Annotated in this window: 17 protein-coding genes; 7 read left to right on the forward strand and 10 right to left on the reverse strand. The window is 71.9% G+C overall.

The features are described from left to right. Positions 1-121: 121 nt before the first annotated feature. From AB0B76_RS28230 to AB0B76_RS28240, 3 genes are all read left to right on the forward strand, one after another. Positions 122-1,972, forward strand: a complete 1,851-nt coding sequence (locus AB0B76_RS28230; protein ID WP_360381153.1) for a 5'-nucleotidase C-terminal domain-containing protein — start codon at positions 122-124, stop codon at positions 1,970-1,972. Positions 1,973-2,065: 93 nt separating this feature from the next. Next, positions 2,066-2,875, forward strand: coding sequence for an SAM-dependent methyltransferase (locus AB0B76_RS28235; protein WP_360381155.1), 810 nt, complete (start codon positions 2,066-2,068; stop codon positions 2,873-2,875). Positions 2,876-2,886: 11 nt separating this feature from the next. Then, positions 2,887-5,004, forward strand: a complete 2,118-nt coding sequence (locus AB0B76_RS28240; protein WP_360381158.1) for an EAL domain-containing protein — start codon at positions 2,887-2,889, stop codon at positions 5,002-5,004. 19 nt (positions 5,005-5,023) lie between these two features. Here AB0B76_RS28240 and AB0B76_RS28245 read toward each other — a convergent pair whose 3' ends face one another. From AB0B76_RS28245 to AB0B76_RS28255, 3 genes are all read right to left on the reverse strand, one after another. Then, the gene (locus AB0B76_RS28245; RefSeq protein ID WP_360381161.1) at positions 5,024-5,395 is read right to left on the reverse strand and encodes a hypothetical protein; all 372 of its coding nucleotides are present in this window, start codon (positions 5,393-5,395) and stop codon (positions 5,024-5,026) included. Between the two features lie 95 nt (positions 5,396-5,490). After that, entirely contained in the window at positions 5,491-6,573 is a 1,083-nt protein-coding gene (locus tag AB0B76_RS28250) for a hypothetical protein (protein ID WP_360381164.1), read from the reverse strand. 261 nt (positions 6,574-6,834) lie between these two features. Then, entirely contained in the window at positions 6,835-10,176 is a 3,342-nt protein-coding gene (locus AB0B76_RS28255) for a cyclic nucleotide-binding protein (protein ID WP_360381167.1), read from the reverse strand. A 106-nt stretch (positions 10,177-10,282) separates the two neighbouring features. Between AB0B76_RS28255 and glpK the strand changes: the two genes are divergently transcribed. Further along, positions 10,283-11,758 (forward strand): glycerol kinase GlpK, encoded by a 1,476-nt coding sequence (gene glpK, locus AB0B76_RS28260; protein WP_360381170.1) that lies wholly within the window; start codon positions 10,283-10,285, stop codon positions 11,756-11,758. A gap of 77 nt (positions 11,759-11,835) precedes the next feature. On the opposite strand, the gene AB0B76_RS28265 is transcribed toward glpK, so the two are convergent. From AB0B76_RS28265 to AB0B76_RS28295, 7 genes are all read right to left on the reverse strand, one after another. Then, positions 11,836-12,801, reverse strand: coding sequence for a trypsin-like peptidase domain-containing protein (locus AB0B76_RS28265; RefSeq protein WP_360381173.1), 966 nt, complete (start codon positions 12,799-12,801; stop codon positions 11,836-11,838). After that, positions 12,798-14,270, reverse strand: a complete 1,473-nt coding sequence (locus AB0B76_RS28270) for a HAMP domain-containing sensor histidine kinase (protein ID WP_360381176.1) — start codon at positions 14,268-14,270, stop codon at positions 12,798-12,800. Before AB0B76_RS28270 ends, AB0B76_RS28265 begins: the two co-directional genes overlap by 4 nt. Before the next feature lie 12 nt (positions 14,271-14,282). Continuing rightward, positions 14,283-14,972, reverse strand: a complete 690-nt coding sequence (locus tag AB0B76_RS28275; RefSeq protein WP_344613221.1) for a response regulator transcription factor — start codon at positions 14,970-14,972, stop codon at positions 14,283-14,285. A gap of 124 nt (positions 14,973-15,096) precedes the next feature. After that, positions 15,097-15,738, reverse strand: coding sequence for a PadR family transcriptional regulator (locus tag AB0B76_RS28280; RefSeq protein WP_360381180.1), 642 nt, complete (start codon positions 15,736-15,738; stop codon positions 15,097-15,099). Next, positions 15,735-16,556, reverse strand: a complete 822-nt coding sequence (locus tag AB0B76_RS28285) for a DUF4097 family beta strand repeat-containing protein (protein WP_360381183.1) — start codon at positions 16,554-16,556, stop codon at positions 15,735-15,737. The genes AB0B76_RS28280 and AB0B76_RS28285 overlap by 4 nt, the downstream gene beginning before the upstream one ends. A 140-nt stretch (positions 16,557-16,696) precedes the next feature. Next, the gene (locus AB0B76_RS28290; protein ID WP_360381186.1) at positions 16,697-17,494 is read right to left on the reverse strand and encodes a lysophospholipid acyltransferase family protein; all 798 of its coding nucleotides are present in this window, start codon (positions 17,492-17,494) and stop codon (positions 16,697-16,699) included. Positions 17,495-17,508: 14 nt separating this feature from the next. Continuing rightward, a complete protein-coding gene (locus AB0B76_RS28295) occupies positions 17,509-18,270 on the reverse strand; it encodes a GNAT family N-acyltransferase (RefSeq protein ID WP_360381189.1) in 762 nt (253 codons plus the stop codon). Positions 18,271-18,362: 92 nt separating this feature from the next. Here AB0B76_RS28295 and AB0B76_RS28300 point away from each other — a divergent pair, with 92 nt between their 5' ends. The 3 genes from AB0B76_RS28300 to AB0B76_RS28310 all read left to right on the forward strand — a co-directional run bounded on the left by AB0B76_RS28300 (position 18,363) and on the right by AB0B76_RS28310 (position 20,651). Continuing rightward, positions 18,363-18,767: a DUF3052 domain-containing protein gene (locus tag AB0B76_RS28300; RefSeq protein ID WP_360381192.1), complete on the forward strand. Its 405-nt coding sequence runs from the start codon at positions 18,363-18,365 to the stop codon at positions 18,765-18,767. Positions 18,768-18,834: 67 nt separating this feature from the next. Then, positions 18,835-19,746: an ATP-binding cassette domain-containing protein gene (locus AB0B76_RS28305; RefSeq protein ID WP_360381195.1), complete on the forward strand. Its 912-nt coding sequence runs from the start codon at positions 18,835-18,837 to the stop codon at positions 19,744-19,746. Beyond that, a complete protein-coding gene (locus AB0B76_RS28310; RefSeq protein WP_360381198.1) occupies positions 19,743-20,651 on the forward strand; it encodes an ABC transporter permease in 909 nt (302 codons plus the stop codon). Before AB0B76_RS28305 ends, AB0B76_RS28310 begins: the two co-directional genes overlap by 4 nt. Positions 20,652-20,820 lie beyond the last annotated feature (169 nt).

Raw genomic sequence — 20,820 nt, forward strand, 5'->3', positions numbered from 1 at the left:
CCGGCGAACCCTCGCCTTTACCCGTAGGACGTTTATCCGACGGCAAGTCCTGCTCGCGCGCGATCGATGCGATCGACAAGGATGGCGATCGACGCATGTTTCCCTGCTACTAGGAGAGATCATGGCCCAGCCAAGCGCCCGCGGCTGGCGGATCGCGCAGCACCTCGCGGTGCCCGCACTCGCCGTCGCGGTCGTCGCACTGCTGCCCTTGGCCAAGACGGGCGGTTCGCAGGCGTCGGACCAGTGGACCCCGCTGACCCCGGCGAAGGTCTCGTTCGCTCAGAAGACCGGGCCGACGACGACCGCGCAGCTGCTCGGCTTCAACGATTTCCACGGCAACATCGACCCGCCGACCGGCAGTGGCGGGCTCATCAACGGCGTCCCCGCCGGCGGTTCGGAGTACCTCGCCACCTACCTCACCAAGCTGCGCGAAGACGCCAAGAAGGCCGGCGTCAAGTACAGCGACACGGTGGCGGCCGGCGACAACATCGGCGCCTCGCCGCTGGTGAGCGCCGCGTTCCACGACGAGCCGGCGATCGAGGTGCTCAACGCGATGGGCCTCGACCTCGCCTCGGTGGGCAACCACGAGTTCGACGAGGGCGTCACCGAGCTCTACCGGATGCAGTTCGGCGGTTGCCACCCGACCGACGGCTGCCAGGACGGCGACGGGTTCTCCGGGGCGAAGTTCCCGTACCTCGCCGCCAACGTCACCCAGAAGTCCAACGGCCTGCCGATCCTGCTGCCGTTCACCATCCGCTTCTACGACGGCGTGCCGGTCGCCTACGTCGGCATGACGCTCGAGGGCACGCCCGGCATCGTGAACCCGGCCGGCATCAAGAACGTCGACTTCCACGACGAGGTCGAGACGGCGAACAAGTACGCCACCATCCTGGGCTGGCTCGGCATCAAGTCGATGGTCCTCGTGGTGCACGAGGGCGGCTCGCAGAGCAGCCCGCCCGCGCCGCTGGACCCGTCCGGCTGCGCCAACTTCGCCGGCCCGATCACCGACATCACCAAGGGGCTCAACCCGGCCTACGGCGTGGTCGTCTCCGGCCACACCCACCGCTTCTACAGCTGCGAGCTGCCCAACTCCTCGGGCGCCAACTCGCTTGTCACGAGCGCGGGCACGGCCGGCACGCTGGTCACCGACATCCGGGTCACGCTGGACAAGAAGACGCGCAAGTTCGTCGACGCGTCGGCCACCAACGTGATCGTCGACAACGGCGTGAAGAACCCCGACGGGACGTACCAGAGGGACGCCGCCGGCAACCCGGTGCGCAACCCGGCCCTGGTCGACCCGGAGGTGAAGAAGATCGCGGACAAGTACCGCGTCGCCGTCGCCCCGCTGGCCAACAAGGTCGTCGGCAGCATCAGCGGCGACATCACCACGACCCAGGCCGCCTCCGGCGAGACCCCGCTCGGCGACGTCATCGCCGACGGGCAGCTGGCCTACACCAAGGCCTCGGCGGGGGCCCAGATCGCGTTCATGAACCCGGGCGGCATCCGGGCGTCGCTGACGTACGCGAACTCCCCCGGCGGCGAGGCGCCCGGCCAGGTCACCTACGGCGAGGCGTTCACCGTCCAGCCGTTCAACAACCTGGTCGTCACCCAGTCGTTCACCGGCGCGCAGATCAAGGACGTCCTCGAGCAGCAGTTCGTGGGCTTCCAGGGCCAGACCGTCCAGCGCATGCTGCAGGTCTCGGCCGGCTTCACGTACACCTACAGCGCCGCGGCGCCGGCCGGCTCCAAGGTCAGCGACATCAAGCTCAACGGCGTCGCGCTCGACCCGGCGGCCACCTACAAGGTGACCACGAACGACTTCCTGGCCAACGGCGGTGACGGCTTCCTCAACCTCGCGAAGGGGACGGGCCGCGTCACCGCACCGGGCTTCGACATCGACGCCCTGACCTCCTACCTGGGCACCGGCCCCATCGCTCCGGGCCCGGCCGACCGCTACACGAAGATCGCCTGATCGATAGTCGTCTGGGTGGGCGGCGAGTTTGCTCGCCGCCCACCCGCACGTATGCTTCAGGCGCAGCGAGCCGAGGTCGAGGAGTGTTGATCCGTGGATCGTCCCAGCTGGGCCCCGGCGGACGTCGATCTCGACCGGCCGAGCGTGGCCCGGGTCTATGACTACTACCTCGGCGGCTCCCACAATTTCGCCGCCGACCGCGCCTTCGCCGAGCAGGTCCTCAAGGTCATGCCGGCCGTCGCCGGGCTCGCCCGCAGCAATCGCTCCTTCCTGCGCCGCGCGGTGCGGGACCTCGCCGCGCAGGGCGTGCGGCAGTTCCTCGACCTCGGCTCGGGCATCCCGACCGTCGGCAACGTCCACGACGTGCTCAAGGACGCCGGCGTCACCGACGGGCGCGTCGTCTACGTCGACCACGACCCGGTCGCGGTCGCGCACAGCCGGGCCATCCTCGCCGACGTGCCCGGCACCGCGGTCGTCGCCGGCGACCTGCGCAAGCCGGTCGAGGTGCTGGGCCAGCCGCAGGTCCAGGGCCTGCTGGACTTCACCCGCCCGATCGCCTTCCTGCTCGTCGCGGTGCTGCACTTCGTCCCCGACGAGCAGCGCCCGGCCGACATCGTCGCCGGGTACGCCGCCGCCGGAGTCCCCGGCAGCCACGTCGTGCTCTCCCACGCCGGGCTCGACCGGCCGCTCACGCCCGCCGAGGTCGAGGCCTGGGAGATGTACCGCAAGTCGCCCACGCCGCTCATCCTGCGCACCAGCGGGCAGGTCGCGGCCCTCTTCGGCGACCTGACGGTGCTCGATCCCGGCGTCGTGTCGCCCCACGCGTGGCGCCCCGACGGCGACGAGGAGTCGCCGCCCGAGGGCAACGCGATCGGCTGCGCGGCCGTCGCGCGCAAGGATTAACGCCGCCGATCATGACCGCCATCAGCCCCACGCCGACTTCGTGGGACCGCCCCCACCGCGCCGCCGAGCGAATGGCGCGAGCCTGGTCGCTGGCCGTCGCCGGGACCAGCTACGTGTCGATGAACGGCCTGGAGGTCCAGGACTTCCTGACCAGCCTCTCGACGCGGGTCATCCACGCGCTGACCGCCGAGACCTTCGACCCCACCGACGTGCGCGAGGTCGGCTCGACGCTTGTCGCCGCGCACTTCACCGAGCCCACCACGCTGGAGCGCACCCTGGCCGTGCTCGCCGAGCAGTTCGGCAACGCCCCGGTGAAGCGGGTCGCGCAGATCCAGGGCGCGCTCGCGTCCGGCTACGCGCTCGCCCTGCGCGACCGGGTGCTCGACGAGCAGGAGGAGATCCGCACCGCGGCGCTGTGGGCCCGCGCCCGCGCCGAGGAGGGCCGGCGGGTCAGCGAGGCCCGGTTCCAGGCGATCTTCGCCGGCGCCGCGATCGGCATGAGCGTGAGCACCATCGACGGCCAGGTGATCGAGGTCAACCAGGCGCTGTGCGACATGCTCGGGTACACCGCCGAGGAACTGCGTGCGATGTCCTTCGACGACTTCGTGCTGCCCGAGGACCCGCCCACCGCCGGGGCCATGTTCGACGAGGTGCTCGCGGGCGGCCGCGACCAGTTCCGGATCGAGAAGCCGTACGTGCACAAGGACGGCCACCGCGTCTGGACCGACCTCGTCGCCTCGATCATCCGCGACGAGGACGGCCGCCCCCGGTGGCTCGTGGCCATGTTCGAGGACATCACGGAGCGGTACCTGCTCCAGGTGCGCCTGCGCCACCAGGCCCTGCACGACCCGCTGACCCAGCTGCCCAACCGCACGCTGTTCTTCGAGCGGCTCGGCGCCCTGCTCGAGGGGGCCGACGGCGAGGACGGCGCCGACGCCCGGGTCGGCGTCTGCTACCTCGACGTCGACGGCTTCAAGGTCATCAACGACACGCTCGGCCACGACGTCGGCGACCAGCTGCTGCAGACCGTGGCGCGGCGGCTGGCCCGCTCGATCAGCGGCGAGCGGCAGCTCGTGGCCCGCATGGGCGGCGACGAGTTCGTGGTGCTGGTGGAGCGGTGCGGCGGCATCGGGGACGTGGTCGCGGTCGCCGAGAAGGCGCTGGACACCGTGCGGGCCCCGGTCCACGTCGGCGGCCACGAGATCAGCATCTCGGCCAGCATCGGCGTGGTCGAGCAGCCGCTGCGCGGGACGAGCACCGGCGAGCTGATGAAGGCCGCCGACACGACGCTGTACTGGGCCAAGGCCGACGGCCGCAACCGCCTCGCGCTCTTCGACGCCGAGCGGCACGCGCGCGAGGTCAAGCGGTACGAGCTGTCCGCCTCCATGCCCGCCGCGCTGGAGCGGCGGGAGTTCTTCGTGGAGTACCAGCCGCTGGTCCGCCTCGGCGACGGGGTGACCATCGGCGTGGAGGCCCTGGTGCGCTGGCGGCACCCGCGCTTCGGCGTGCTCGGGCCGGACGCGTTCATCGGCATGGCCGAGGAGACCGGGCTCATCGTGCCGCTGGGCCGCTGGGTGCTGCACGAGGCCTGCCGGCAGGCCGCCGAGTGGCGCCGCACGGCCGGCGACCGCGCCCCGATCATGAGCGTCAACCTCGCGGTACGCCAGATGCGGGACCGGACCATCGTGCGCGACGTGCGGGCGATCCTGGAGCAGACCGGCCTGCCGCCCGAGGGCCTGCAGCTGGAGCTGACCGAGAGCGCCGTCATGAGCACCGGCGACGACCCGATCGAGGCGCTCAACGCCCTCGCCGCGCTCGGCCCGCGCATCGCGATCGACGACTTCGGCACCGGCTACTCGAACTTCGCGTACCTGCGCAACCTGCCCGTGCACAGCCTCAAGCTGGCCGGCTCGTTCGTCGCCGGCCTGCGCCCGCCGGAGGGGGCGGACCCGGTCGACCAGGAGATCATCGCGGCGGTCATCGGCCTGGCGCACACCCTGAAGCTGAGCGTGACCGCGGAGGGCGTCGAGACCGCCGAACAGGCGACGCGGCTGCTGGAGCTGGGCTGCGACACCGCCCAGGGCTGGTACTACGCGAGCTCCGGTCCGGCGAGCGCGATCAAGCTCTGACCGCGCGCGCCGGCCGGGATCAGTTCGCGGCGTACGGATTGACTTCTTCGTGCATGTCGCTCATCAGCTGCGACCACATGTCGTTCTCGTCCGGGTCGGCGCCGACCAGGTCGTAGTGGCCGTCCAGGAAGTCGGTGTCCAGCTGCCAGTCCGGCAGGTCGATGTCCTGCTCGTCCAGGGTCGGCGCGTCGTCGTGCTGGGCGTCGGCGTCCACGACGGTGTCGTGGTCGGCGTCGCCGGCGTACTCGTGGTGCTCGTGACCGTCGTTGTATGCGTCGTGGTGCTCGTGTGCGTCGTAGCCGTGGTCGCCGGCCAGGACATGCTCGACTCCGCCGTCGTGGTCGACGTGGAGATCGTGCTCCATGCCCCAGTCGAGGTCAAAGTCGCTCATAACCTGCTCCCGGATTTCTCGCTGCACCGCTGCTATGCGGTACCTCTAGAACGGTAGGGAACAGCGGGAGCGACCGGCTCCCGGAAACGTGCCACTCAGCGCGTGCGGCGGTCCAGCCAGCCGTCGCCGTCGACGTCCTCGTAGCGCGTGTCCATGACGCCGTCGCGGTTCGTGTCGACCTCGGAGGAGTTGATCAGGCCGTCCCGGTCGGTGTCGTGCCCGACGAACTCGGCCCGCCCGTCACCGTCCGTGTCGACCACGATGTCGACGCCGCCGTCGGCGCGGTTGACGTAGGTGTGCTGGTCCCAGCGCCCGTCGCCGTCCCAGTCCACGCGCGTGTGGTAACCGTCGGTCGGCGCCGCGCCGGGCACCTGGGCATGTCCGGCTTGCTGCGCAAAATCGGACAGACCCCCGCCCACTCCCCCACCGGCCGGACCCAGCCCGGCGCCGCCCGCGCCCGCCTGCTGCCCGACATCCGACAGCCCGGCCCCGAACCCGCCGCCCGACCCGCCCGGCTGATACCCGGCCAGGCCACCGGCGACGCCCGAGGCGCCCGCCTGGTGATCCGCCACGCCGGCCACGCCACCCGCGACGCCCGAGGCGCCCTCCTGATAGCCGGCCAGGCCACCCGCCACGCCGGACGCGCCCGCGGCCTCGTGCGGGGCGCCGCCGGTCGCGCTGGTGTACGTGCTCGCGTGGTACACGGTGCCCGAGCTGTGCGATTCGGAGTGGTACTCGACGTGCGACGAGGACACCGAGTGCCGCCCGTCGCCCACTTCCTGCACCGCGTCGCCGAGCGAGTGCCCGCCGCCCTGGCCGCCCGGCTCGACAGCGGCGTGGCGGGCGCCGTACTGCTGCTCGACCACGTCGTGCATGCGCTGGCCCATCTCGGTGCCGCCCGAGCCGAGGGCGTGCCCGCTCACCCCCGCGCCGTGGCCGTGCAGCACGTCGCCGAGGCCGGAGCCGATCGACGAGAAGACGCCGAACATGCTCGCCTTGCTGGTCCGCTGCTCCACGTGGGTCGGCCCGCCGCCCTCCCCGAACTGGGTCTGGAGAATGTCCAGCTCATCGGGGGTCAGCCGGTAGCCGGCCAGGGTCCCCGCCGGGTCGGCCGCCAGCCGCGCCTTGAACGCGGGGTCGCCGAGCAGGAGCTCCAGCACCTCATCGAAGTCGGACATCAGCTTTTCCCCCAGATTGTGTACCGCCCGAGCTCAGTCGAGCTCAGGCATCGGTATCGGCTGCGGCCGCGGGCGACAGGTCCCGCACTGCACCGCGTCCTCGACCACGAGCCCTTCGGCCCGCCCGCGGCGCTGCGAACGGTGCACCTCGAGCAGGTAGGGGCCGAACTTCGCATGGTCCTCACACAGCCCACGGCCGCAGAACCGGCACGACCCCCGCGCCGCCTTGGCGCAGAACCAACAAAGCACGTTCTCTCCTCGTCAGCCAACGATGCATTGCGAGTAATAGTGGACCTTGATCGACGCGGGCCTCGAAACATTTCCGGCCGGGTCGGTCGCGCGGGCGGTCAGGGTGACGTCCATGTCGCTTTGCCCGGTGACGCCGCCGAACGAGCCCGCGAAGGTCGTGCCCTGCGAGTACTTGACGGACGCCGAACCCGCGGTGGCCGTCACGGTCACCCTCAAGGTGCTCGACGCGTCGACCGGGTCCACCGCGTCGACCTGGATGTTGATCGAGGATGCGCCGCCGTAAGGACACCCGGGCGGGTAGACGTAGGCGGGGTTCGGGGTCGGGAACCGCACGGTCGGGACGGTGGTGTCCGGCGGCGGACCCGTCGTGGTGGTCGGCGGCGGGGCGCCCGTCGTGCGGGTCGGGCCGGCCGTCGTCCGCGTCGGGGTCGGGGCCCGCGTCGTGCGCGTCGGGGTGGCCTCCGGCGTCGGCGAGGCCGACGCCGAGGCCGAGGCCGACGGGGACTCGCTCGGCGACGGCGACTCCGACGGCGTGTCCGACGCCGACGGCACCACCGTCGGCGTCCCGCCCGGCTTCGGCAGCGCCACCCCGTCGCCGCAGGTCAGGTCGGCCGCGGACGAGGGGTCCACGACGGTGCCGTCGAGCTTCACCACGCCGCGGCCCACCTCGGGGTCGCCGCCCGCCGGCAGTGCGAAGCGGGCCGAGCCCTCGTTGGTGACCCCGCCGACGGTGAGGCGCAGCGGCCCGAACGCGGTCGTCGTGCTCGTGGTGTCGACCAGCAGGCGGCCCCGGTCGAGGGTCAGCGACGCGGTCGGCTCGATCGGCGTCTGCTGGCCGCTGATCAGGGCGCCGACCCGCAGGTCGACGCCGGCGCAGAGGACCGTCGCGCTGCCGCCGCGGAAGGTCAGCGACGCGGTCGACTTCGCGCTGATGTGGACCGAGTCGCCCTGCTGGACGTACAGCTTGGCGTTGCGCGTCAGCCGGCGGTCGGTGCCGTTGACCCGCACGGTCGCCTCGCCGCGGGTCACGGTGACGAGCGCGCTGTCGGTCGGCATCTCCGCCCACACCGGGCCGGTGAAGAGGTTCGCGCCGGTCAGGAACACGGCGAAGAGGAGCAGCAGGATCAGCAGCCACCACAGCCGGCGCTCGAAGCGGCGGTCGACGCTGTCGTCGACGGGTGCGGGCACGCCGGGCGGCGCGGCCAGCGGCGGGTAGGTCGAGGGCGGGTGGGCGCCCGACATCGGGCGGCGGCCGCCGGCCGGGGTGGCATCGGGCGCGCGGCCCAGCAGCAGCGGCAGCCCCGCGACGGCGGGCAGCAGCCAGGCGCGGGCCGGGGTGCGGGCGGTGGCCACCTGGCCGGGCGAGCCGTCGCCGTACGGGCCGATCATCGAGCCGCGGTGCAGCTCGGTGCCCTCGGGCAGCTGCAGCGAGCCGGACTCGACCACGAGCGCGTCGTTGCCGGTGCCCAGCACGACCGGCTGGCCGGGGCCGAGGTGCATGGGGCGGGCGCGGGTGAGCAGGCCGAGGCGGTCCTCGTGGCCGAGGCCGGCCAGCGCCGGGGTCTCGGCGAGCAGCTTCTCCAGCTCGGCCCACTCCACCGGCGGCGGGCCGGGCAGCGGGCCGATGGCCGCGGAGACCGTCGAGGACGGGATGGCCAGCAGCGTGGTGCCCGCGGTCATCCAGCTCAGCGCGGCCGGGGCGCCGGTCAGCGCGTTGGCGAGGCCGACGACGCCGCCGCGACCGACGCGCTCCCGGACGCTGCCGGTGGGATCGCCCGGACGCCTCGCCTCCAGGGCGCCGTCGACCACGACGTACACCGACGGCTGCGCGGCCCCGGCGATGACGAGCTGGTCGCCGGTTCGCGGGTGCACCCAGCGGGCGTCCCCGGCGAGCCGGGCGAGGGCGTCCGGCGGCAGGTTGGACAGCGCCGAGGCGCTCAGCGCGGCGAACCGGCGCGGCTCGTCGCGCACCAGCCTGCGCTCGCCGAGCTGGTCCCGCACGCGGCGGCCCCGGCGGCGCAGCCAGCCGAAGAAGAGGTACACGACGGGCGCGAGCAGCCCCACGACGATCACGGCCAGCAGCCCCCGGGCGAGCCAACCGGCGTTCCACAGGCCGGTCACGACGCCGGCGACGCGGTCGGTGTACACGCGGTAGACGAGGTTTACCGCGATCGCGATCCAGACGACGGCGAGCATGCCGTACAGCGCGACGAGCCGCCCCTCCCGATCGAGGTCGGAGAAGCGCGGCGGCCGGCGGCGCAGGCGGGCGAGCACCCAGGCGAGCCCGCGGGCGCGCAGGTTGGGCACCTCGAGCCAGTCCATGAGCAGGTAGTAGCCGTCGAGGGCCATGAACGGGTTGAGGTTGAACAGCGCGTTGAGGTACCACGCGAAGGCCAGCTTGAACGTCCAGGGCTGCAGCTCGGGGAAGAACACGCCGACGAGCTGGCAGATGCCGGCGAGCACGAGGCCGGTGGCCGGCCCGGCGGTGGTGGTGACGAGCCGGGCCCGGCGGCCGGCCATCCACACGTCAGTGGTGTCCACGAAGACCGACGGGATGCCGAAGTACACCAGGAAGCCCGCGGCGGGCACCCGCCGCCCGGCGTGTTTGGCGCCGAGCGCGTGCCCGAGCTCGTGACAGGCCAGCGCCACCACGTTGAGGCCGAGCAGGACGAGTGCGCCGGCGAAGTACGAGTCGTTGGTGAGGAACACCGACTGGTCGGCGCGGAACCAGTTCCACACGAACACGCCGAGGCCGGCCAGCGCGACGAGCCCGCAGAGCACCGCCACGACCCGGGTGAAGAAGAGCCGACCGCCCGCCTTGTACAGGAAGGTCACGATCGGGTCGACCCGGGCGAGTACGACCCGGCGGCCCTGGGCGGTGGCCAGCAGCGCCTTGCCCAGCCGGATCGGCCACGGCCGCCGGTGCACCCGCTCCAGCTTGCGGAACGCGTCCACGGGCAGCTCGGCCAGCATCCGGTTGCCGGCGAGGTCGGCGACGATCCGGGTCACCTGGTCGGGCGCGAGCCGTCCGGAGATGCGGGCGAACTCGGCTACGAGGCGGGCGACCGTACGGCTGCCGTCCATGAACTGCGCGAGCCGGAACTCCTCGGGCGTCAGGCGCAGGTAGCTCGACTCGCCGTGGTCGGGCGAGCGCAGCATGACGTAGTCCACGCCGCGGGCCGAGGTCAGCGTGACCGCCTCGACGCCCTCGCGCAGGATCGGCCGGGCCCGGGCCGGGTTGAGCCGGTCCGATACGGCATGCCACAGGCCGACGTCGGCCGGGCCGAGCGGTACACCCGGGGCGCGCCCGGCGAGGGCCTCCCAGACACTGATGCGCGTCTCGATGACGGCCACTGTCGCTCCTGTTCGGACACTGTTCCGGCCACGGACTCTAAGCCCCCGGGCAGACGCCGGAAAGGTTCCGTCCCGAACGTGACAGAGCTTCGGCGAAGATGGCACTGTGTACATCCTCGCCATCGACCAGGGCACGACCTCCACCCGTGCGATCGTGTTCGACGCCGACGGCGCCATCGTGGCGCTTGACCAGCGCGAACACCGCCAGAGCTTCCCCCGCCCCGGCTGGGTCGAACACGACCCGGTCGAGATCTGGCACAACGTCCAGGCGGTGTCCACCCGCGCCCTGGACCAGGCCGGACTCTCCCGCGCCGATGTCGCCGCCATCGGCATCACCAACCAGCGCGAGACCACGATCCTGTGGGACGCCCGCACCGGCGAGCCGGTGCACCCCGCCATCGTCTGGCAGGACACCCGCACCGACGCACTGATCCGCACGCTGGCCGGGGACGCGGGGCCGGACCGCTTCCGCGAGCGCTGCGGGCTGCCGCTGGCCACGTACTTCGCCGCCCCCAAGGTGGTCTGGCTGCTCGACAACGTGCCGGGCCTGCGCGCGCGGGCCGAGGCCGGCGAGATCCACTTCGGCACCGTCGACACCTGGCTCATCGAGAAGCTGACCGGCCGGCACGTCACCGACGTGACGAACGCCAGCCGCACGATGCTCATGAACCTGACCACGCTGGACTGGGACGACGAACTGCTCGCAGCGTTCGGCATCCCGCGGGTCATGCTGCCCGAGATCGGCTCGTCGTCGTACGTGTACGGCGAGGCGAGGACGCTGCTGCCCGGCGTGCCCGTGGCCAGCGCGCTGGGCGACCAGCAGGCGGCGCTGTTCGGCCAGGCGTGCTTCGCGCCGGGCGAGGCCAAGTGCACGTACGGCACCGGCTCGTTCCTGCTGCTCAACACCGGGACCCGGCCGGTGTCGAGCGAGCGGGGCCTGGTGACCACGGTCGGTTACCGCATCGGCGACGCGGATCCGGTGTACGCGCTGGAAGGCTCCATCGCCATCACCGGCTCGCTCGTGCAGTGGCTGCGCGACAACCTCGGCCTCATCGCCTCCGCGCCGGAGATCAACGACCTCGCCGCCACCGTGTCGGACAACGGCGGCTGCTACATCGTGCCGGCGTTCGCGGGCCTCTTCGCGCCGCACTGGCGCCCGGACGCGCGGGGCGTCATCACCGGGCTCACCGGCTATGTCACAAAGGGCCATCTGGCCCGCGCCGCCCTGGAGGCCACCGCCTGGCAGGTCAAGGACGTGGTCGACGCGATGATGGCGGAGTCCGCGGTACCCCTGGAGACGCTCAAGGTCGACGGCGGGATGACCGCCAGCAACCTGCTCATGGCCTTCCAGGCCGACGTGCTCGACGTGCCCGTGGTGCGCCCGACGGTCGCCGAGACCACGGCGCTGGGCGCGGCCTACGCGGCGGGGCTGGCGGTCGGGTTCTGGCCCGACACCGACACGCTGCGTGCGAAGTGGAAGCTGGACAAGCGCTGGGAGCCCGCGATGGCCGCCGAGCAGCGGGACCGCGGCCACGCCCTCTGGCTGCGGGCGGTCGAGCGATCCTTCGGCTGGGCCGACTAGGTCCCGGGCACAGAAAGGCGGCGCACTCCGCCAAGTGCGCCGCCCTTTTTCTGGGAGGGAAACCAGCCTGTGCGGTACTAGCCGATGATCTGCTGAGCGACGGTCTTGGCGGTGTTGCTGGAGATCGCGAAGCCGACGCCGATGTTGCCGGCCGTCTCGCTCGTCGAGGCGATCGCGGTGTTGATGCCGATGAGCTGCCCGGCGGTGTTGACCAGCGCGCCGCCCGAGTTGCCCGGGTTGATCGCGGCGTCGGTCTGGATGGCGCCGGGGATCTTCGCGCCGGCCGAGGTCTGCTGCGTGCCGCGGCCGTTCTGGCCCTCGCCGGAGCTCTCGTCGATCTCACGGTTGAGGGCGCTGACGATGCCGGAGGTCACGGAGGCCTCCAGGCCCAGCGGGCTGCCGACGGCCAGGACGGTGTCGCCGACGTGGACGCTGCCGCTGTCGGCGAAGGCCAGCGGCGTGAAGGTACCGCCGCCGACGATCTTGACGACGGCGAGGTCGTTGTCCTCGTCGGTGCCGACGATCTGGGCGGTGCCCGTCTTGCCGTCGGAGAAGTTGATCTGGACCGTGGTGCCGCGGGCGGTCGCCACGACGTGGTTGTTGGTGAGGATGTTGCCGTCCGTCGTGATGATCACGCCGGAGCCCACCGCCGAGCCGGTGTTGATGGAGACCACGCTCGGCAGCACCGCGGCGGCCACGTCGGCGAGGTTGGCGGTGCCCGCCGACGAGTTGCCGGTGTTCTGCGCGCTGACGACGGTGTTCGTCGAGGCCGCCGGGCGCAGCTCCAGGGCGGCGACCCCGCCGCCGACGGCCGAGGCGATCGAGAGCGCGACCGCGGCGACCACGGCGACCACGCCCTTGCCCAGCCGGCGGCTCTTGAGAGGGGCCGGAATGGCGGTGGCGGGCGTCACGAAGGGTGGTGTCGGCGGGTACCACTGCGGCGGGTGTTGCATGTGCGGGACGTGTGGCGGCACGTGGTTCGTGGGCATGTGCTGCGGTACTTCGGCGGCCGGCGTCTGCGCCCATCCCTGCTGTTCGCTCATGATTTGAGCTTGGCCGCGGCAGCTTGCGGGCCACCGGGAGCGGCCTGGGAACCGCCTGTGAGGGGAAGCCGAACCTGAAAGGTCGCCCCGCCACCGGGAGTGACGAAGACCGAGACCGTGCCCTGGTGCACCGCCACGAGCGCGGCGACGATCGCCAGGCCCAGCCCGCTGCCGCTGTGCAAGCCGCCCGCCTGCTGGCGGGTGCGCGCCTTGTCGACGCGGTAGAAGCGCTCGAAGACGCGGGCCGCCTGCTCGTCGCTCAGGCCGGGCCCGTGGTCGACGATCTCGATCAACGCATCGGTGCCGTCGCGGCGCAGCCGGAGCTGGACGGGCGTCCCGTCGGGCGTGTGGGTCAGCGCGTTGGTCATGAGGTTGCCGACCACCTGGCGCAGGCGCGCCTCGTCGCCGTTGACCTCGACCGGCTCGTCGGTCTCGAGCTCCAGCGCGATCTCGCGGTCGGGCGCCACCGCGGAGGCGGCCGCGACCGCGTCGCCGGCGATCACGCGCAGGTCCATGTCGGCCAGGCTGAGCGGGCGCTCCTGGTCGAGGCGGGCCAGCAGCAGGAGGTCCTCGACGAGCAGCCCCATCCGGGCCGCCTCGTCCTCGATGCGGCGCAGCAGGGCCGAGGTCTGCTCCGGCTCGCGGGCGGCGCCCTGGCGGTACAGCTCGGCGAATCCCCGGATCGTGGTCAGCGGCGTGCGCAGCTCGTGGGAGGCGTCGGCGATGAACTGGCGCATGCGGTCCTCGGACGCCTCGCGCACGCGGAAGGCGCCCTCGATCTGGCCGAGCATGGTATTCAGCGCGCCCGCCAAATGGCCCATCTCCGTCTCCGGTGGGCTCTCGGGCACGCGTTTGGTGAGGTCGCCGGCGGCGATCGCGGCGGCGGTGCGCTCGATGTCGCGCAGCGGCTGCAGGCTGGTGCGCACGATCGTGACCCCGACCGCGGCGATGACCACGAGCACGCCGGCCCCGATGAACAGCTCGGCCGCGATGAGCTCGTCGACCGCGTTGTCGATCATCGACAGGTTCTCGGCCACGCCCAGGATGCTCACGCTGTTCTGGTTGGGCCGCTGGATGATCAGCACCCGCCAGCGCTCGTGGGTGCCGGAGGCGCGCACGGTGTACGGCTCGCCGAGGTGGTTCACCAGCTCGCCGGTGGTGGTGGGCAGCGGCGGGCGGGCCCCGCTGTCGGCCAGGCCGACCGTGCGCAGCCCGAGGTTGTCACCGTCCTCGGCGAGCCAGAAGTAGAAGTAGTTGGACTGCACGACCGACGTCTCGGTCTGCTTCACCAGGCGGGTGAGGTCGACGGTGCCGGCCAGCTGGCGCAGCTGCCCGTCGACCTTGTCGATCATCGAGCTGCGCATGACCAGCGCGCTCGCGACGCCGATGATGAGCAGCGCCATGGTGACGAGGGTCAGCACGGCCGCAACGAGCTTGACTCGCAGCGGTACGTCGGAGATGAACCGCACGGGAGTGGCCCGTCAGACGGGCAGGCGCAGGACGTAGCCCACGCCGCGCAGGGTGTGGATGAGCCGCGGCTCGGCGATGTCGACCTTACGGCGCAGGTAGGAGATGTAGGACTCCACGATGCTGTCGTCGCCGCGGAAGTCGTAGTTCCACACGAAGTCGAGGATCTGGGCCTTGGACAGCACGCGACCGGCGTTCAGCATGAGGTACCGCAGCAGCTTGAACTCGGTCGGGGACAGCGCGATGGTCTGTCCCGCCCGGCTCACCTCGTGGGTCTCCTCGTCCAGCTCCAGATCGTGGAAGACCAGGCGGTTGGGGCCGGGGTCGCCCGCGGTGCGGCGCAGCACGGCCCGGATGCGGGCGGTGAGCTCCTCCAGGCTGAACGGCTTGGTCACGTAGTCGTCGCCGCCGAGCGTGAGGCCGCGGACCTTGTCCTCGGTGCCGTCGCGGGCGGTCAGGAAGACGACGGGGAGCCGCACCCCGCCCTCGCGCAGCCGCCGGATCACCTCGAAGCCGTCGAGGTCGGGCAGCATCACGTCGAGGACCACGAGGTCGGGCTTGCTTTCGCGGGCCGCGGTGACCGCTTCACTTCCAGTGGTCACCGCGTCCACCGCAAAACCGGCGAAACGCAGGCTGGCCGAGAGGAGCTCGCGGATATTCGGGTCGTCCTCGACCACGAGCAGCCTCGCCTCAGCCTGCGCCACGCCTGGCGACGATGCACCCCCGGATTGTGCGACGCCGCCTCGTACCCCCATGTGCATATCTTTCCGCCCTCCGCTGATGTAGGGCTGGTGGTTGCCTGGGAAGTTCCTGGGCACCGGCCCGGCCCTACCGCAGCAAGCGTCTCACCTGGTCGATCGCGCCGTCCAACACCACGAGGGTGGCCCGCATGGTCTCCTGGCTGGCCCGGCCGGTGCGGGCGAGCCGGCGCACCTCGGACAGCAGCAGCGCGGCCTTCTCCTCCAGCTCGCCGACCACGTCGGCGGGGGGCGGCGCGGCCGAGCGGGTGCCGGCGGCGCCGGGGCGCGGCGGGTAGCCCCAGCCGAACGACGTCGGGCCGGCCGGCGGGGCGTTGCGCACCTGGCGGCTGGCCTCCTTCAGCTCGCGCTTGAGGTCGCGCACGGAGCCGCGCACGCCCTGCTCGACCTCGTCGGCGAGCGTCGAGAGGTCGGCGAGCGAGGCGTTGATGTCGGCCTCGAGCGACTCCAGCTCCCGCGCGCGCCGGTCGAGCTCGGCGCGGCCGGCGTCGGTGATCTCGTACACCTTCCGGCCGCCCTCGGCGGTGTGCGAGATGAGGCCGTCGGCCTCCATGCGCTGCAGCCGGGGGTAGATGGTCCCCGCGGAGGGGGCGTAGAGGCCGTGGAAACGGTTCTCGAGGAGCCGGATGAGCTCGTACCCGTGCCGCGCGCCCTCGTTGAGGAGCTTGAGCAGGTACAGGCGGAGCCGGCCGTGGCTGAACACCGCGCTCATGCTGACATCTCTTCCTCGTCGTCCACCGGCCTGCGCAACAGCGAGATGGTGCCAGACGTCGCGTTGGCGGCCAGACGGCCACCCGACCCGGAGCCGAGGCGGCCGGTGACGGTGTTGCGCGCGTGCTGGTCGAGCTCGGGGAACGCGTTGATCACGTGCCCGGAGATCGCGTGCAGACTCACCCGCAGGTCGCTGTCCTCCCGCACGCGCGCCGTGATCTCGCCCGACACCGTGTCGAGGCTGACCTCTGTGCCGGCCGTCGGGTTGTCGAGATCGCAGGTGACGGAGCCGGAGATGGTCCGCGCGCTGACCTTCGCGGCCGTCGAGTCGGCCACGACGATCTCGCCCGACACCGTCTCGAACGCGACCTCGCCGCCGAGCGTCAGCCCCTCGATCGAGCCGGACACGATCCGCCCGGACACGGTGCCGTCGATCCCGAGCAGCGTTATCCGGCCGCTCGTGACGTCCACGGTCGCCCCGTTGCGCAGCGAGGACGCGATGACCGTCCCCGACGCGAGGTGCAGGCGCACCGCGGCCCCCGTCGGCACCACGACCGAGATGTCGACCTTGAACCGCTGGCCGAAGATCCACCAGAGGAACCCGGGCCAGCCCTTGGGGAAGCGCTGCGACACGTCGAGCCGCCCGCCGCCGATCGCCACGTGCACGGGCTGGTCCCTGATCTCGGCGACCTCGACCCGCGGGGGCCCCTCGTCGGACCCGACGACGTTGAGCCGCCCGGACACGAGCGACACACTGAGGTCGGTGACCTCCTCGTCGAGCGCGAGCCGCTGCGGCTCGCTGATCTTCCACGCCGTCATGACGCGCACTCCTCGCTCCCGGTCCAGCAAGGAGAGCGTAGCGCGAAACGCGATACATCGCGACTGTCTCGCGTGACCCGGTCACGCGAAAAGCCGGCCGGGTCGAGATGCTCGACCCGGCCGGCTCCGTAACGCGACGGTCAGGCGGCCACCACGGCGGTCGCGGCCCGGGCCAGCACTCGGCGGGAGTGCGTGTGCTGGTCGCACGGGGCCGGGTGCAGCTTCGGGTGCGCGCGCAGGCTGATCGACAGGTCGCGGGCCGCCACGACCCGCTTGAGCGACGCCAGCAGGGTCTCGTCGCCGATGAAGGCGGCCACCGTCGTCACCACCCCCTGCTGGGCGAACGTGAGGCGGACCGGAACGACCGGTACACCGGCATCCACCGCGGCCTGGAACATCGCCGGCCGGAAGGTCCCGCCCATGCGCCCGCACCAGGTCGTGCCCTCGGGGAAGACCGCCACGACGCCGCCCGCGGCGATGTTGCGGCGCACCTGGGCGACGGTCGCGGGCAGGCTCTTCGGGCGCGAGCGGTCCACGAACACGGTGCCCAGGGTCGCGGCCAGGCGGCCGATGAGGGGCCACGCGCGGACCTCGCGCTTGGCCAGCAGGCGGGCCGGCGCGTGGGCGAGGATCACCACGACGTCCAGCCAGCTCACGTGGTTGGCCACGAGCAGGGCGCCGGACTGCGGGAGGCGGCCCGTGGCCGAGTGCTTGATGCCGAGGCCGGCGAGCACGGCGCGGGCGAGGCCGCGCTGGAAGCGGACCAGGCCGCGCTGGGGCAGCAGGGCCAGCACCGGCAGCGCGAGGGCCGCGAGCAGCAGCACCAGCCCGGTGGCGACGATGCGCTTGGCCATGAGCAGGCGCGACGCGTGCCGGTCGGAGGCGGCCGGCAGGCAGTCCGCGCCGCAGGTCGAGCGGGGCAGCCAGAGGCTGTCCATGACCGCCATGGAGCTCACTCCTGTCCGAGGAAGTGGCGCAGGTACCGCGGGTTGATCCGATCCAGCGACAGCAGCACGTAGAAGTCGGCGCAGTCGAAGTCGGGGTCGTGGGCCGGCGCGCCGCCGACCCAGGCGCCGAGGCGCAGGTAGCCCTTGAGCAGCGGCGGCACGTTGACCTTGGCCGGCGGCTCGGCGGTGGTCGTCCACGGGTTGCGCGGACGCACCCGCCAGGCGCTCGGCACCAGGTGCTTGCGCTGGGCCAGGTCCCACACGCCGGCGGCGGTCTCGCCGCCGTCGGCCAGCGGCACCGACGCGCAGCCGCCGAGCCAGCGGTGCCCGTGCAGGTGCATGTAGCGGGCGATGCCGGCCCACATGAGGTTGATGACGGCGCCGCTGCGGTGGTCGGGGTGCACGCAGGAGCGGCCGGTCTCGACCAGGCCTTCGCGCAGCTGGGCGAGGCCGGAGAGGTCGAACTCGGTCTCGGCGTAGAGGCCGCCGGCCGCGGCCGCGCGCTCCGGCGGGAGCATGCGGTAGGTCCCGACGACCTGGCCGGTGAGCTCCTCGCGGATGATGAGGTGGTCGCAGAACTCGTCGAACGCGTCGACGTCCAGGCCGGCCTCGGTGCTGTGCAGGGTGGCGCCCAGCTCACCGGCGAAGACCTCGTGGCGGAGCCGTTGTGCGGCCCGGACCTGGGCGCCGTCGGTGGCCACCAGCAGGGTGTAACGCTGCAAGTCGCCCAGCTCTTGCGGGCCGGCGGCGACGGCGAGAATCGTCATGCGTTCGGTGTAAGCGTCGACCCCTGCGGATGGCTGACGCTCACAGGTTTCCCTGATGGCGCGCGGGTGAACTGTGGTTACCGTGGTCAGCCATGGCGGGATATTCAGGCACACCGTTACCGAAAAAGCTCGGTGTCAATGCGGGACATCGCGTCCTGCTCGACGGCGCTCCGGACGGGTTCGAGCTCGAGGAGCTGCCCCCGGACGTCGTACTGCACCGGCGCACCATCCCCGGCGTGTACGACGTGATCGTCCTGTTCTGTCCGGACTTCGCCAGGTTGCGCCGCCGGTGGCGGGTGCTGCACCGGCTCACCCCGCCGGCCGGGGCGCTCTGGGTGGCGTGGCCGAAGCGCGCCTCGGGCCTGGCGACCGATCTCGACGAGAACGTGGTTCGCGAATACGCCCTGGCCAACGGCCGAGTGGACGTCAAGGTGTGCGCGATCGACGAAACCTGGTCGGGGCTCAAACACGTCATCAGGGTGTCGGACCGGGGCTAGATCGCGGGCACTTGTCCTGACGTGCCATATTGACGCCTTCACTTGTTCTCATGGAGGGAGCGGCGCCTTGTCCAACGGGCAGATCGTCGTCTCCGGCCTGACGAAGCAGTACCGCAACGTCAGAGCCGTCGACAATTTGTCGTTCGTGGTCGAGCCGGGCCGCGTCACAGGGTTCCTCGGGCCGAACGGCGCCGGCAAGACCACCACGCTGCGCATGATGCTCAACCTCGTCACGCCGACCGCGGGCGCCGCCACCATCGGCGGGCACCGCTACGCCGACGTCGCCGAGCCGCTGCGGCTGGTCGGAGCGATCCTGGAGGCCTCCGCGGCGCACAAGGGCCGCACGGCGCGCAACCACCTGCGCTGCGTGGCCGCGGCCGGCGGCTTCCCCAACAGCCGCGTCGACGAGGTGCTCGAGCTGGTCGGGCTCACCACGGCGGCCAAGCGCAAGTTCCGGGGGTACTCGCTGGGCATGAAGCAGCGCCTCGGCATCGCCCAGGCGCTGCTGGGCAACCCGCAGGTGCTGGTCCTCGACGAGCCGGCCAACGGCCTCGACCCGGAGGGCATCCGCTGGATGCGCGGGCTGCTGCAGGGCCTGGCCCAGCAGGGGCGCACGGTGCTCGTCTCCAGCCACCTGCTGTCGGAGATGGAGGTCCTCGCCGACGACGTGGTCATCATCGCGGCGGGCAAGCTCGTCACCCAGGGCCCCGTGGACCAGATCATCGGCCAGGGCTCGACCCAGGTCACCGTGCGGGTCCGCACGCCCAACATCCAGGAGCTGGTCACCGCGGTGCGCGGGGCCGGCGGCGCCGTCAACCCGAACGGCAACGGCGCCCACCTGATCACCGGCCTCGACGCCCCGGCCGTGGGCAAGCTCGCGCTGCAGGCCGGGGTCGAGCTGCACGAGCTCGTCGCCGAGCGCCCCGACCTGGAGCACGTGTTCCTCGAACTGACCCAGGGAAGGGCGGCCATCCGATGATCCGGCTCATCCGCAGCGAGCTGATCAAGCTGCGCACCACGCACATGTGGTGGATCTTCCTGCTGTGCTCGGTGGCGTTCGTCGGGCTCGCCCTGCTCATCAACACCGCGCAGGCGGACTCCGACCTGCAGACGCCGGACTACCTCAACCAGGCGCCGCCGCCCGGGATGTCGAGCCAGGAACAGGCCGACTTCCTGGCCCAGCAGCAGGCCGAGAAGGACCACGTGGCGGCCGCCCACACCGGCGCCGGCCTGGCCCGCATCGCCGCCAACGTCTACACCTCGGGCCAGTTCTTCGGCCTGATGATGGTGATGCTGCTGGCCATCCTGCTGATCACGAACGAGTTCTACCACCAGACCGCGACGGCGACGTTCCTGGCGACGCCGAAGCGCACCAAGGTCATCGCGGCCAAGCTGATCACCGGCGGCATGATGGCGCTGGCCTTCTGGCTGATCGCCACCGTGATCAGCCTCGTGGTCGGCGCGATCTTCTTCTCCAGCGAGGGCGTGAGCAACAGCCTCGGGCACTGGGGCGCGCAGCAGGCGATCCTGCTCAACCTGCTGGTGTACGTGCTGTGGGCGGTCTTCGGCATCGGCATCGGCGTGCTCATCCGCAGCCAGATCGGCGCGACGATCACCGCGGCGGTCGTCTACACGATCGGCACCTACGCGGCCCTGGCCGTCCTGGCGCTGGTCCGCACGTACCTGATCAAGGACGACTGGGTGCTGCAGGCCGCCGTGTACATCCCGCCACTCGCCTCCGAGCACGTGGTCGGCTCGCTGCAGAACCAGATGGGCGACACGCACCTGCCCGCCCGCTGGGTCGGCGTCGTGGTGCTCGTCGGCTGGGCGCTGGTCCTCGGCACCATCGGCACCTTGATCACCCGCCGCCGCGACATCGCGTAACCGGACGGTCGCAGCAGCGCCTCAAGAGTTGCGCAAGATACAACTGCAAGATCTTGGACAACTGTGGCCGCCCTCGGGCGGCCACAGTTGTAAGGGTGAGATGTCAGACCGCTCGTCTACATGGTCACTCCGGCGGCGTCGGCGACGAACGAGCGCTAGGCAGCGCGTA

It is taken from the genome of Dactylosporangium sp. NPDC049140, from assembly GCF_040648435.1.

Bases quoted from the DNA above. Each gene is read 5' to 3' on its own strand.
- AB0B76_RS28230 (WP_360381153.1), top strand. From the start codon at position 122: ATGGCCCAGCCAAGCGCCCGCGGCTGGCGGATCGCGCAGCACCTCGCG.
- AB0B76_RS28240 (WP_360381158.1), top strand. From the start codon at position 2,887: ATGACCGCCATCAGCCCCACGCCGACTTCGTGGGACCGCCCCCACCGC.
- AB0B76_RS28245 (WP_360381161.1), bottom strand. From the start codon at position 5,395: ATGAGCGACTTTGACCTCGACTGGGGCATGGAGCACGATCTCCACGTC.
- AB0B76_RS28250 (WP_360381164.1), bottom strand. From the start codon at position 6,573: ATGTCCGACTTCGATGAGGTGCTGGAGCTCCTGCTCGGCGACCCCGCG.
- AB0B76_RS28265 (WP_360381173.1), bottom strand. From the start codon at position 12,801: ATGAGCGAACAGCAGGGATGGGCGCAGACGCCGGCCGCCGAAGTACCG.
- AB0B76_RS28280 (WP_360381180.1), bottom strand. From the start codon at position 15,738: ATGAGCGCGGTGTTCAGCCACGGCCGGCTCCGCCTGTACCTGCTCAAG.
- AB0B76_RS28285 (WP_360381183.1), bottom strand. From the start codon at position 16,556: ATGACGGCGTGGAAGATCAGCGAGCCGCAGCGGCTCGCGCTCGACGAG.
- AB0B76_RS28290 (WP_360381186.1), bottom strand. From the start codon at position 17,494: ATGGACAGCCTCTGGCTGCCCCGCTCGACCTGCGGCGCGGACTGCCTG.
- AB0B76_RS28295 (WP_360381189.1), bottom strand. From the start codon at position 18,270: ATGACGATTCTCGCCGTCGCCGCCGGCCCGCAAGAGCTGGGCGACTTG.
- AB0B76_RS28300 (WP_360381192.1), top strand. From the start codon at position 18,363: ATGGCGGGATATTCAGGCACACCGTTACCGAAAAAGCTCGGTGTCAAT.
- AB0B76_RS28310 (WP_360381198.1), top strand. From the start codon at position 19,743: ATGATCCGGCTCATCCGCAGCGAGCTGATCAAGCTGCGCACCACGCAC.